Below are 12,408 nucleotides of genomic sequence, written 5' to 3'. Positions count from 1 at the left end.
ATTAGCGTTTATGTGTTATCATTCTGGACAATAAAAGTATTCTTGTTGTAAAGAAAGGAAAAGATAAAGAAGAGGTTGAAAAGAGACAATCAGGATTTTGGGAAACTGTCTTCAAATTAGAATTAGCAGATATCGCTTTTGCAGTTGATTCAATTCTTGCTGCCGTTGCACTTGCAGTAACCCTTCCAAATACGAACCTTCCAAACATTGGCGGTCTTGGTGGAGGGAAATTTCTCGTCATTTTTGCAGGTGGAATCATCGGCTTAGTTATTATGCGTTTTGCGGCAGACTTCTTTGTGAAGTTGCTTCAGACTAGACCGGGATTAGAAATTGCAGCGTTTTTAATCGTTGGCTGGGTGGGTGTTAAACTTTCCGTTTACACGTTGGCTCACCCGGATATAGCAGTATTATCAGAAAGATTTGCTAAATCACCAGAGTGGAAGATAACTTTTTATGCGGTTCTATTATTAATTGCTGCTGGTGGTTGGTTTTTTTCGAAAGAAAAAAAGAAGGAACGAACCAATAATCTTTATAAAATAAAAAACTGGTATTGAAAAGAAAAAGGAGTTTCAGTATTAAGCTGAAACTTTCAGGCTGTCGACAAAGTCGTCAGCTTTTTTGAATAGAGCCGATAGGTGAAGCCAGCCGGACTTCGCTTTCCACGGGCGGACGGCTTGCTTCCTCGCCGCTTTCCTGGTGCAGCGCTGATTTTTTGCTGCATAGATGGCTGACGGGACAGGAAATATATAAAACAATAGATTATTAACGTCACTAATAGAGCATAAGTAAAGCACAGTTGATTATTTAATCAACTGTGCTTTCGTTGCAGACGAGTATCAAATTATATTTTAAATTTACCCATAATTTCTTGTAAGTTAACAGCCATTCTAGACAATTCGCTGGCAGAGGCAGTGATTTCTTCCATAGAGGCTAATTGTTCTTCTGTGGAAGCAGCTACTCCTTGAGAATGCACAGATGTTTGTTTGGAAATGTCGCTGATTCCTGAGACAGTTGCACTTACTTCTTCAGCCCCAGCTGACATTTGCTGCGCAGTCGCTGCCATTTCACTAATTTGTGAGCTTATGTTATCCATTGAATTTAAAATTTCATTAAAGGTTGATTGGGTATTTTCAACGATTCCGAGACCTTGCTGTACACCAACTTTCACCTGGTTGATGGAATCAGTCGAACGAACCATATCTACTTGTATTTCTTTAATCAGCTGTGAAATCTGGGTAGATGATTGCTGCGATTGCTCCGCAAGCTTACGAACTTCATCTGCTACTACCGCAAATCCTTTTCCATGTTCTCCAGCTCGTGCCGCTTCAATCGCCGCATTTAATGCTAACAAATTCGTCTGGTCGGCGATGGAAGTGATCACTTCTGTAATTGCTCCGATTTCCTGCGATCTGTTATCAAGCAGCTTCATCACTTCATCACTTACATCTACCGATTGGTGAATGGCATGTATTTGTTGGACGGTTTGTTCTACGTATTCTCCACCTTGTTTTGCTTTTTCTGACAACTGTGTACCTGATTCTGCAATAGAGGAAGAGTTTTCCGCCATGTGTTGAATGCCCTGTGTCACTTCTTCTAGTGATTTTGAACTTTCTTCTACACTTACAGTCTGGTTTTCGGCCCCATTGGCTACTTCTTGAATCGAAGCTGTTATTTGTTCAGTTGCCTGGCTTGTTTGCTCTGCACCAGCTGTCAGTTGTTCAGATGAGGCGGCTATTTGTTCAGAACTTTCGTTTACTTCACGGATGACTTCACGTAAATTCTGTTTCATTACGTTAAATGAATTAGCCATATCTCCGATTTCATCCCTATTTTTTAGGTTAATATCTGCAAAGGAAAAATCGCCATCAGCAATTTGCTTTGCTGCTTCAGCCACTTTGCTGACGGGTCCGGCTATAATGCGGCTAATGTAAAAAGCGAGTGCTAGCCCAAGTATGACTGCAAGAATGGAAACGAGTAAGATCGTTACTTTTAAATTGGCTGCTTGCTGTGCTGCTTTTGCACTTTCCGTGTTTAGTACATCGAGGCACATTTTTTCTAGCTCAGTTGCTTTCGCAGCTAACTCATTTGCGATGGGAGTTCCTCTTTCTGCAAGTAATGTAACATAACCTTCTGTATTTCCTTCTCTTTTATAAGTGAATACTTGTTCGGCTACTTCCTTGTAATCTGAATGAAGCTGGTCTAGTTCTTTAAGTAGCTGCTGTGCTTCAGGTTTAAAAAGAACTGATTTTAAATATTCTTCTTCTTTGCCGTAACTAGCAAAGGTATTGTTATACAATTCAATATGGTCATCATTTCCCGACACGAGGAACCCTCGCACATCTCTCATCTCTTTTGCTGCTAAATACTTCATTTCTTTAGCGCTGGTAAGCTTCTGAACCTGTTCACTAACCAAAAAAGTGTATTGATTAGTAATAGATGTGAGTTGATATAAGCTGATTCCGGCGATCAGAACCAACAGTGCAAGTACTCCTGCAAATCCACTCAATAGTTTTTTGCTTATGCTCATTTTCACATACTTCCTTTCAAAATAAATATCGTTCTATAATAAAAAACGGTAATATCTAGATAAGTTGACCTTATCATTTGCCTTCTGTCACCCGGTGACCGGTCCACGCCTCTAAAGAGTGGCTGTATCATAAAAAGCAGCGTTATCCCTGCTGTGACGGTCTCTTTTGTGTAAGGACCGTTTTGGCCTACTTTGTTTCACAATAGCCGAAATGACGGCGGGCGCACGGCTTCGCGCACCATAGGGCAGGCGCAGAGCTCGTTTCCGCCGCTCTGCGGTCTAGAACAAGTCGGTAATCTATACAAAACGCACCAGCCTAAACAATTCTGTTTTCTAAAGTGAAAATCTTTATTCAACCTATATATCTTGAAAAAATATCAAACCCAGACAATTGATAAATCGAGCATGAGACTAAACACCTTAAAAAGGTCAGGGTTAATAGTACTAAAGGATTATATATATATCTTTCTTTGAAGGCAATATGTATATCTAATTTTTGTCTGAAAATGTCGAAATTTTGAATGATCTGTGTCTTTTTTGTTTCGCTCACGAGTAAAGTAACATAAGAAAGGTACATCTAATTTCACGATTATTTTTTTTATGTAATGTTTTTTTTTAGCATAATTCTTTATTTGAAAACATCCTTATTTTTACTCTTTCACATATAAAAACGCAGTCCATATAAGCATCAATTCTGCCATTACTGGTTAAACTCCTTTTTGAAAAACAGGCTGCAATCTATTTATGAAGGAAAAGTAAAAGCAATAAAGAGGCAGCATGAAATATAGTTGGTAATGCTTATTTGATTACATTTCGTGTTTTTATATTAACTCTGTGAAAAACAGTGTCATTTTTCAAGCGAATAAGATAAGGTAATGAGCGTAGGAAAAAAAGAAAGATCTCCATAGAGCCCTTATTTGAAATATTTAATTTGATAACTATAATGAAATTATTGTGTGTAAAAAACTATATAAGTTGAATTAACCTTTTTGCTTTCTCCGCCACTTGGGCTAAGCGCTGTTCTTGAACGCTTTTTTTGAACGGTAGTGTGTAAAATCATTTGTTCAACTTAGATACTTAAAATGAAAGGGGTATTAAATCATGGAAATAAAATCCAAAACAAATATAGGCGGACTCGAATTTGAATGGGATCTGGAAAAAGGAAATTTCCTATTTGAAGGGGAGGATGCGGTTCTTTTCTGGATTTCTTCCGCAATGAGAACGTTCTTTGATACGATTGAAGAAATTTCAGGGGAAGAAGCATCAAACCTTGTTTTTGAAACAACCGGTTTTCGGCAGGGATTAGTGGTGGGACAGTACTTCGAAAAAATAAAGGATGTCAGTATCGCGCAAGCGGCAGAATTGATTACGAATACATATGCCTCAGCTGGCTGGGGACGGACCACGATTAAAAATTTGGATTTTGAATCAAAAACGTTAACCGCTCATATTCAAGACAGCTGGGAATATAAAATCAACCTGGCACAAGAAAAGAAACAGGGTGGCAATTATCTTCCCGCGCACTATGCCGGCATCTTTACCGGACTGTTCGGTACAAATATTTGGTATAAAGTCGTCCAGCATCAACTGGAAGGCCATAAATATAGTGTGATTGAATATTTTCCGTCAGATGTAACGATTACAAATAACATTCATCAATTAGCGAGAAAAAAGGAAGCAGAAGAAATTCTTCGTTTAGAAGCCCTTGTAGAAGAAAAAACAAGTGAATTAAAAGAACTTGTTAAAGAACTCTCTTCCCCTATTATTCCTGTGCTTGAAGGAATTGTAGTCGTTCCATTGCTTGGAAAGTATGATGAAGAGCGTTCAGAAGAACTTGTTGTGAAAACATTAAATAACCTTCCTGCCCATAAAGCGAACTATCTTGTGCTTGATTTAACTGGACTTGATAAAGACATAAGTGAGCATACGGTAAGCCTCATTGAAAAAATCGGCTCTGCCGCTTCTCTCATTGGAACAGACACGATCCTTGTTGGTATATCTGCTGAACTCGGTATGATCATATCGCAATCAACGATCAATTTCTCAAGATTCGATTGTTTTCAAACGTTGCAGCATGGAATTTATTTTGCTTTAGGGCAACATGGCCGAAAGATTATTTAAAAGCTGAAGGGCTGTCCCAAAATGGACAGCCCTTTTGTATACGCCAAGTGTGGATTTATACTATTTTTGCTGCCGCCAGTACATTCATTTTGCTTGTTTTTGCTGTTGAATGTGAGCAATGCTTCGCTCCATTGCATCCATTAAGCTAAGAATATGTGAAGCGTCTGGAACCTGTTCAGTCCGTTTCGGTATTTTGGTTTTAATCAGCTTTTCCAGTTTTTCACGGTATTCGTCATAGTAGTTGGATGGATCGAACTTTTCGGTCATCTGCTCAACCAGCGCAAGTGCCGTTTCTTTTTCCTTCTTTGTCAACTTTATGCTGGATGGTTTGGACAGCTCCATCGTTGAGCGGATCTCATCGGGAAAATGGAGCGTCTCAAGGACAAGCTGATTATTAAAAACCCGGATCGTTGCCAGCCGTTGCCTTGAGCGGATCGTAATTTTTACGATACCAGCCTTTCTTGTTGTCATTAATGATTCTTTTAATAATGCGTATGCTTTTGTTCCTGCTGTATTAGAAGCCAAATAATAGGTTTTGTCAAAGAAAATCGGATCGATTTCGCTTAATCGAATAAACTCAATAATTTCGATCGATTTATCCTCAACATCACTTTTTATTCCTGCCAGCTCTTCATCCGAAATCACGATAAAGCGATCTGCCGCATATTCATACCCTTTAACTAATTCATTTGAATCGACTTCCCTATTGCAAATGGGACAAAATTTAAACTGCTTAATGGGGTTTTTACATTCTGCATGCAGCTGGCGCAATTTAATATCTTTGTCTTCAGTAGCAGCGTGGAGTTTGATCGGAATGGAAACCAATCCAAATTCGATCGAGCCTCGAAAAATGGTCTGCATATTTTTTCACCTCGGTCTTATTTTGCGGCCTAAAAACGTTTGCTATGCATCAATAGGGGCAATCGGGGCAGTTTTAACGGAAATAGTTTATTGAATGATGGAAAGGAGGCTTAAAAAGGAAAAGCATAAAAGGGCTTTAAAAGGGCACAATTTGGATAATGATTTAGTTGGGGAGGAATATGATTTTGAATACAGCGGAACATGCATTATCCATATTTGCCTTAGGCGGTGTAAATGAAGTCGGAAAAAATATGTATGCGGTACAATATGCAGATGATATTGTCGTGATTGACTGCGGATCCAAGTTTCCAGACGAAAGTTTGTTAGGCATTGACTTGATTATTCCGGATATTACATACTTGCGTGAAAACAAAGATAAAATCCGGGCTTTAATCGTGACTCATGGGCATGAAGACCATATTGGCGGCATCCCCTATTTTTTAAAGCAATTGAATGTGCCTATTTATGCCACTCGGCTGACGCTGGGCTTAATCGAAATAAAGCTAAAAGAACATGGGCTTCTTAGGGAAACACAGCTTACGTCTATTGATTCTAATTCAAATATTGAGTTAGGAACGATCCGTTTGACGTTTTTTAAAACAAATCACAGTATTCCTGATTGTTTAGGAGTTGCCTTCCATACCCCGGAAGGTACAGTCGTTCATACCGGTGACTTCAAGTTTGATTTAACGCCGGTAAATGACCAATATCCGGATATTCATAAAATGGCCGATCTTGGAAAAAACGGTGTGTTAGCTCTTTTATCGGAAAGTACCAATGCGGAACGCCCCGGGTTTACGCCATCAGAAAAGCTTGTCGGCACGCATATTGAAGAAGCATTTAACAAAGCGGATGGGAAAGTGTTTATTTCAACCTTTGCGTCGAATGTTCATCGTGTACAGCAGGTGGTCGATGCGGCGATAAAAACAAATCGAAAGCTTGCTTTGCTGGGCCGGAGTATGGTAAATGTTGTTTCAGTTGCCATGGAACTTGGTTATTTAAATATTCCTGACGAAATGCTGATTGACGCAAGTGAAGTGCATGACCTGCCGGCAGAGCGAGTAGCCATACTGTGCACAGGGAGCCAGGGGGAACCGCTGGCCGCTTTGTCTCGTTTATCAAATTCTAAATATCGACAGGTGGAAATTTTCCCGGGCGATACGGTTATTTTCTCTTCAACCCCAATACCGGGAAATGAACGAAATGTTGCCCGTATCATCGATAATTTATTCCTTTTAGGAGCGAAAGTGATCTATGGATCGGGAACAGCCACGGGTATGCACGTTTCCGGACATGCATACCAGGAAGAATTAAAATTAATGCTTACTTTAATGAAGCCAAAATACTTTATCCCCATTCACGGGGAATATAGAATGCTGTATCAGCACCGCCTGCTGGCTGAGTCTGTCGGCGTAGAAAAGGAAAATATTTATGTCGTTCAAAACGGGGACGTAGTCGATATCAGCCATTCTAATGCCCGGCAAACCCGGAAAATACCCGCCGGAAATATATTTGTTGACGGTTTGGGTATTGGAGATGTCGGGGACATTGTTTTGCGTGACCGTAAGCTGCTTTCTGAGGAAGGGATGCTTATTATCGTCATTACATTAAGCAAGTCAGAAAATAAAATTGTTTCAGGGCCGGATACAATTTCCCGCGGATTCGTTTATGCCCGCCAGTCAGAAGAGCTTTTAAATGATGTGAACGAAATTGTGACAAAGACCATTAACAAGCTGCAAAAAGAAAATGTTACCCAGTGGAAGATCATGAAACAAAATGTAAAAGAATCAGTCGGAAAATTTTTATATGCTCAAACAAAAAGACGTCCGATGATTGTTCCAATCATTATTGAAGTGTAACATGATGGAGAAGTAAAAAACATCCCCAGTGCCCGAGCGCTGGGGATGTTTACTTTTTCATTTGTCTGTTTTTGCCGCTTACATACTTGCTTCTCTGATAAACCTTTAACGAAATGCGGCTTTTGCAAATTTCATTTAAAAAATTAATCGATGTAGCGTCTCGCCCCGGCATATTCCTGCTTATATGGAGATGTATTCATTGAAATAATTTCTACACGTTTGCCTGCTTTTGGTGAATGAATCATTTTGCCGTTTCCGGCGTACATAGCGACGTGGTGAACGCGTCCTTTTCCATTGTTGTAGGCAAAAAATAAAAGGTCACCCGGCTTTAATGAGGATTTAGCGACTGCTTTTCCTTTTTTCGCCTGCTCGGATGCATCACGTGGAATGCTGATACCATGATACCGGTAAACGGAAGAAGTAAAGCCTGAACAGTCATAGCCGTAAGCGGACACACCCGACCACAAATAAGGAAGACCAAGAAATTGCTTGCCGGTTGTCAGCAGCGCGGTACCGGTCGGTTTTGGAATAACCGCTGCAGCGGCGAGAATACGAATATCGCTTTTCTTCAGCCATTTAGCGCCATTTGCCGGAGTCATCACCTGCACCCAATTTGTTTCTGATTTGATAATCGGCAGCTCTGTGTTAAAGCTTACTTCCATAAAGGGTGTTGTTTTATCGTGAAACAGGACAGCGGTTTTTGCTTTTACACCCGCTGTTTGGCACGCTTCATATGCGGCTGGCTGTGCTGTTACTTGTGCTTTTGGCAGCCAGCCGGGGTATCCTTTGCTGTTTTTGGGTGTGGATTGGTCTTTAACAGCAACCTGCACCCAGCTGCCGCTCGTTTTTAATACAGTTACTTCCTGGCCATATAGCGCCTGTGTTTCGGCTTTTCCTGTCAGCCAGAGCCGGTCTTTGACCGTCGACATTTTTGATGTCCATGCTTTCATGTTGACGGGGGTCGAAAGGACGTGCTGATCCATTTGACGTTTCGTGCCGGGTTCTTTCCAAAGAGTAGCAACGGATACATTAATATATGTTTTTTTAACAGATGTTTTTGCTGCACAAGCGGCAGGTTCTGCTGCTTGTGCAGCATATGGGACAAGTGAAAAAGCCATTATGTAAAGCATGATCGCCATCATCACCTTTTTAAAGGTCATATCTTGAAGCTCCTCTATATATATGGTGTTTGTTGTCATGAATATATCATGATTTAAAAGTATTGTTAATAGAATTTTTTTGTTTACGTACAATATACAGAGAATTCCGCTTTTCGTTACTATTGTATGTGCTGCGAGGGGTGACGTTGAATGGAAATTGACGAATAGGCTCCTGCATCATGTATAATGAAAAGGAAAGAAAAAGGAGGCGTTTGTATGGGCAAAAAATTACCAATAAAAGAACAGGTGCTTCTCGCGTATTATGTGCAGTATTATTTGGAGAACAAGCCGGCTGTCATGTATGAATTGCATGAACGGATGAGTGAGAATATGAAACCGGCGGTCTATGAAATTGCGATGAATGATTTATTTGACCAAGGACTGATTAATGGACTGGAAAAAATCCGCCATTATGATGAAACAGATGGTCAAATTATCAAACCAATGATTACAAACGAAGGCATTTTATACATTAATAACATACTGAATATTCAATCATACGCGAGCGATGGCCATAAGCTTGAATACGTGAAAAATAGTTTGACGACGAGCGGCCTGGAATTATCGATTCCGATCATTGAGGAATACGTTAATGAGGCAGCTGCTAAGAAATAGAAACCTCTAAGTATAGTCAAAATCAGAAAGCGGGCACTTGTCAACGGCCTAAAACCTCTTGAAATGAAGAGGTTTTTTTATATAGGTGCCTTACAAGGAAAGAAAAGAGGATTTAAACGTGAAAAATTGGATAACAATCATTCTATCGGGGATAGCTGTCCTCTCATTATCAGCTTGTACATTAGATGATGTGAATGATGTTCTCGAAGTAACAGAAGATGTATTGACAGCGATTGAAAAAGAAAAGCAGGATACCGCAGAAGAGCCGTTGAAAGAATCAACGAATATTTTAAAAACAAAAGGAACGATGGATCCGATTCCGGCAGATCTTGTTCGTCCGGTTGACGGCGATACAGCTGTATTTGCATTTGATGCGGACAGCGATGGGAAAAAAGAAGAGTTCAGCGCCCGTTTTCTGCTTATTGATACACCGGAAACGCGCCATCCACAGCTGGGCAAGCAGCCGCTTGGGGAAGAAGCAAAAGAGCGGACGGCGGATCTGCTCCAAAGCGGTGATATTACCATCGAATTTGATATTGGACAGCGGCTTGATAAATATGAACGGATTTTAGTATACGTGTACGTAGACGGACAAAGTGTTCAAGAAATACTTCTTCAAGAAGGCTTTGCACGGGTTGCTTACGTATATCCGCCAAATACACGCTACCTTGATGAATTTGAAGCAAAGCAGCAAATGGCTAAAAAGAAAGAAAAGGGTATCTGGTCAATGGATGGATATGTGACCGAACGTGGATTTAATTCAAAATAGGAGGGGATTTTATGATTCGACTGTGGGAAAAAGAAGCACCTTTTCAGATTGAGGGAGAAGAAATACCGTATATGATGGCTTATCCCGCTGGAACAAAAAGGGCGCCGGCGATGTTGATTTTTCCGGGCGGAGGCTACCGGAGACGGGCGGATCATGAAGGAGAACCGGTGGCGAAATGGTTAAACAGTCTTGGCATTCATGCGTTTGTTGTTCATTATCGGGTTGCACCGTATAAGCATCCCGTGCCGCTTTTAGATGCATCGCGTGCGATTCGTATGATCCGGCAACAGGCAGAAAAATGGAATGTGGACGAAAAGAAGGTTGGTGTACTCGGCTTTTCGGCAGGTGGGCATCTTGCCTCAACACTTGCCACGAAATATGACCATGGAATCAGCAGTGCGGTGGATCAGATCGAACAACAATCATCCCGGCCGGATGTCGTCGTGTTAGGGTACCCGGTCGTTACGTTTGGGGAGCATCGCCATGAGGGGTCTATGGAAAACTTACTCGGTCTCGGTTCCTCAGGCGAGCAGCGTTTATTTTTATCTAATGAACGGCACGTAACGAAAGACACACCGCCCGCATTTCTTTGGCATACCGCGGAAGATGAACCGGTTCCGGTTGAAAACAGCCTTTTATTTGCTGGTGCTTTAAGCCGTGCTGGTGTCCCATTTGACCTGCACGTTTTTCAAAGCGGCCGCCATGGTCTCGGTCTCGCCTCTGATCATTCGGAAGCTTTTTTATGGACGGCTGTCTGTGAGAAGTGGCTGAGAAAACAAGGATTTTAATGTGTTTTTTCCGCCTATAATGCAATGCGGGAGTATAAAAGGGAACAAGCTGTCATTATAAAAACGATAAAAACCAGACGGCATGCCGCTGTTCATCCGCTGCTGCCCGGTTGAATACTTTTTTTATATATGGAAGGTGAGAAGAATCCGCTATTTGCCGGTAAAATTCAGACGTTTCCTGCTCATCTTGAAACGATAAAAGAACGCCTTGTTTAAAGGTTTTTGGACAAGGTTTATTCATTTTAGGAGAAGGAGCAGATCCAGTTAATGCATGATAAAGAGCGGAGAATGCTTCAAAATGCTGCAGTTCATCTTCGCGAATGGCCAAAATCCGTTTTTTCGCTGAAGGGTTTGTCGTTAGATTGGCAAGCTTTTCATACCAATGAATGGCCGTATACTCTCCATTTATCGCTTTTGTGAGCTGCTCGTTCATCATAGAGAACACGTCCTTTTCTACATAGTAGTGCTATATCATATGCATGCTGTCGTTTTCTTGTTAAAATGGACGGGTAAATGGATGAGAAATGTCAGACAAAGGGGGGAAAGCAATGAAAGCCATTTTATTGAAAGAAACAGGCGGTCCGGACATGGCGAAGTACACAGAGGTGGAAAAACCAGTTCCGAGCATCGGGGAAATCGTCGTAAAGCTGAAGAACGCATCATTAAATCGGCGTGACGTGTTTATAACATATGGGATGTATCCGAGCATAAAACTGCCCTCCATTCTTGGGGCGGATGGAGCAGGCGTCGTTGAATCAGTTGGAGACGGAGTGGAGAGTCTTTGCCAAGGCGATGAGGTCGTTATCAATCCAGCTCTTCAATGGGGGGATGATATTCGGTTTAGCAGCTCTGAATTTCATACTCTCGGTATGCCAACCGATGGTACATATGCAGAATACGTGAAAATATCATGTGAAAATGTGTATAAAAAGCCACCCTATTTAACATGGCCCGAAGCAGCGGCGATTCCGCTTTCTGCTTTAACGGCTTACCGGGCTCTTATTACGCGCGGCGAGTTAACAAAAGGAGAGACTGTATTTATTCCGGGTATTGGGAGTGGTGTGGCGCTATTTGCCCTGCAAATTGCTGTCGCAAAAGGAGCTCATGTTTTTGTTTCATCAAGCAGCGATAGAAAAATTGAACGGGCGAAAGAAATGGGTGCGGCCGGCGGTATGAACTATAGGACAGATGGCTGGGTAAAAGCACTAAAGAACGAAATGGGCGGCGCCGATATCATCATTGATGGGATCGGCGGCGAAACATTTAAAGACTTAGTTCAGCTCGCCAGTCCAGGCGGACGAATCGTCAACTTTGGTGCAACGGCCGGACCGGTGCCGGAGCTTGTACTGCCGCGTGTTTTTTTCAAGCACCTTGATATACGCGGAACGACAATGGGCAGCCCGCAGGAATTTGCGGATATGCTGACGTTGTTTGAACAGCACGAAATCCGTCCAGTTATCGATAAGCAGTTTCCGCTTGAGGATGCCGTTTCAGCCCTCAAGTATATGGAAGACGGCGACTCGTTCGGCAAAATTGTGCTGAATATTGAATGAAAAATTGGAAAGCCTTTTTAACAACAGCTTCTATTGCGAAAGCAACAGGTATCTTTCAGGGAAGCGGCCTTGCTTTTTTACCTGGAGCCGATAGGTGTTTTAGGAAAGCAGCAAGGGGATATTCCGGTAAAGAATTTAAGTTGTCTACAATCTGA

11 protein-coding genes and 1 pseudogene are annotated in these 12,408 nt (G+C 41.6%); 8 read left to right on the top strand and 4 right to left on the bottom strand.

Features of this window, described 5'->3' with window-relative positions:
• Positions 1-44: 44 nt before the first annotated feature.
• Positions 45-554 (top strand): annotated as a pseudogene (locus BA724_RS07725) (TerC family protein); the annotation flags it as partial.
• Between the two features lie 287 nt (positions 555-841).
• Here BA724_RS07725 and BA724_RS07720 read toward each other — a convergent pair.
• Complete coding sequence (locus tag BA724_RS07720; protein ID WP_083256134.1) at positions 842-2,527, bottom strand: methyl-accepting chemotaxis protein; 1,686 nt, start codon at positions 2,525-2,527, stop codon at positions 842-844.
• A gap of 1,101 nt (positions 2,528-3,628) precedes the next feature.
• On the opposite strand from BA724_RS07720, the gene BA724_RS07715 reads away from it, so the two are divergent.
• On the top strand, positions 3,629-4,648 hold the full coding sequence (locus BA724_RS07715; RefSeq protein WP_069938083.1) for an STAS domain-containing protein: 1,020 nt from the start codon (positions 3,629-3,631) through the stop codon (positions 4,646-4,648).
• Positions 4,649-4,732: 84 nt separating this feature from the next.
• Here the strand turns inward: BA724_RS07715 and ku are convergent, their stop codons facing one another.
• Entirely contained in the window at positions 4,733-5,509 is a 777-nt protein-coding gene (gene ku, locus BA724_RS07710; protein ID WP_069938082.1) for a non-homologous end joining protein Ku, read from the bottom strand.
• A 179-nt stretch (positions 5,510-5,688) separates the two neighbouring features.
• Here ku and BA724_RS07705 point away from each other — a divergent pair, with 179 nt between their 5' ends.
• On the top strand, positions 5,689-7,368 hold the full coding sequence (locus BA724_RS07705) for a ribonuclease J (RefSeq protein ID WP_211272222.1): 1,680 nt from the start codon (positions 5,689-5,691) through the stop codon (positions 7,366-7,368).
• A 143-nt stretch (positions 7,369-7,511) separates the two neighbouring features.
• On the opposite strand, the gene BA724_RS07700 is transcribed toward BA724_RS07705, so the two are convergent.
• Positions 7,512-8,528: a C40 family peptidase gene (locus BA724_RS07700; RefSeq protein WP_069938081.1), complete on the bottom strand. Its 1,017-nt coding sequence runs from the start codon at positions 8,526-8,528 to the stop codon at positions 7,512-7,514.
• 216 nt (positions 8,529-8,744) lie between these two features.
• On the opposite strand from BA724_RS07700, the gene BA724_RS07695 reads away from it, so the two are divergent.
• The 3 genes from BA724_RS07695 (at position 8,745) to BA724_RS07685 (ending at position 10,700) form a co-directional block, all read left to right on the top strand.
• Positions 8,745-9,143 (top strand): hypothetical protein, encoded by a 399-nt coding sequence (locus BA724_RS07695; RefSeq protein WP_069938080.1) that lies wholly within the window; start codon positions 8,745-8,747, stop codon positions 9,141-9,143.
• A 118-nt stretch (positions 9,144-9,261) separates the two neighbouring features.
• Positions 9,262-9,912, top strand: a complete 651-nt coding sequence (locus tag BA724_RS07690; RefSeq protein WP_069938079.1) for a thermonuclease family protein — start codon at positions 9,262-9,264, stop codon at positions 9,910-9,912.
• Positions 9,913-9,923: 11 nt separating this feature from the next.
• A complete protein-coding gene (locus BA724_RS07685; protein ID WP_069938078.1) occupies positions 9,924-10,700 on the top strand; it encodes an alpha/beta hydrolase in 777 nt (258 codons plus the stop codon).
• A gap of 55 nt (positions 10,701-10,755) precedes the next feature.
• On the opposite strand, the gene BA724_RS07680 is transcribed toward BA724_RS07685, so the two are convergent.
• A complete protein-coding gene (locus BA724_RS07680; RefSeq protein ID WP_069938077.1) occupies positions 10,756-11,136 on the bottom strand; it encodes a ferritin-like domain-containing protein in 381 nt (126 codons plus the stop codon).
• A gap of 112 nt (positions 11,137-11,248) precedes the next feature.
• On the opposite strand from BA724_RS07680, the gene BA724_RS07675 reads away from it, so the two are divergent.
• Together BA724_RS07675 and BA724_RS18590 are read left to right on the top strand one after the other, a co-directional pair.
• Positions 11,249-12,253, top strand: a complete 1,005-nt coding sequence (locus BA724_RS07675; RefSeq protein ID WP_069938076.1) for a zinc-binding dehydrogenase — start codon at positions 11,249-11,251, stop codon at positions 12,251-12,253.
• Positions 12,250-12,408, top strand: a complete 159-nt coding sequence (locus BA724_RS18590; RefSeq protein ID WP_169818525.1) for a hypothetical protein — start codon at positions 12,250-12,252, stop codon at positions 12,406-12,408. The genes BA724_RS07675 and BA724_RS18590 overlap by 4 nt, the downstream gene beginning before the upstream one ends.

It is taken from the genome of Domibacillus iocasae (genome assembly GCF_001750285.1).
Taxonomy (GTDB): Bacteria; Bacillota; Bacilli; order Bacillales; family Domibacillaceae; genus Domibacillus; species Domibacillus iocasae.
This window is presented reverse-complemented; position numbering and strand designations above follow the sequence as displayed.

Bases quoted from the DNA above. Each gene is read 5' to 3' on its own strand.
- BA724_RS07720 (WP_083256134.1), bottom strand. From the start codon at position 2,527: ATGAGCATAAGCAAAAAACTATTGAGTGGATTTGCAGGAGTACTTGCA.
- BA724_RS07715 (WP_069938083.1), top strand. From the start codon at position 3,629: ATGGAAATAAAATCCAAAACAAATATAGGCGGACTCGAATTTGAATGG.
- ku (WP_069938082.1), bottom strand. From the start codon at position 5,509: ATGCAGACCATTTTTCGAGGCTCGATCGAATTTGGATTGGTTTCCATT.
- BA724_RS07705 (WP_211272222.1), top strand. From the start codon at position 5,689: ATGATTTTGAATACAGCGGAACATGCATTATCCATATTTGCCTTAGGC.
- BA724_RS07700 (WP_069938081.1), bottom strand. From the start codon at position 8,528: ATGACCTTTAAAAAGGTGATGATGGCGATCATGCTTTACATAATGGCT.
- BA724_RS07695 (WP_069938080.1), top strand. From the start codon at position 8,745: ATGGGCAAAAAATTACCAATAAAAGAACAGGTGCTTCTCGCGTATTAT.
- BA724_RS07685 (WP_069938078.1), top strand. From the start codon at position 9,924: ATGATTCGACTGTGGGAAAAAGAAGCACCTTTTCAGATTGAGGGAGAA.
- BA724_RS07680 (WP_069938077.1), bottom strand. From the start codon at position 11,136: ATGATGAACGAGCAGCTCACAAAAGCGATAAATGGAGAGTATACGGCC.
- BA724_RS07675 (WP_069938076.1), top strand. From the start codon at position 11,249: ATGAAAGCCATTTTATTGAAAGAAACAGGCGGTCCGGACATGGCGAAG.
- BA724_RS18590 (WP_169818525.1), top strand. From the start codon at position 12,250: ATGAAAAATTGGAAAGCCTTTTTAACAACAGCTTCTATTGCGAAAGCA.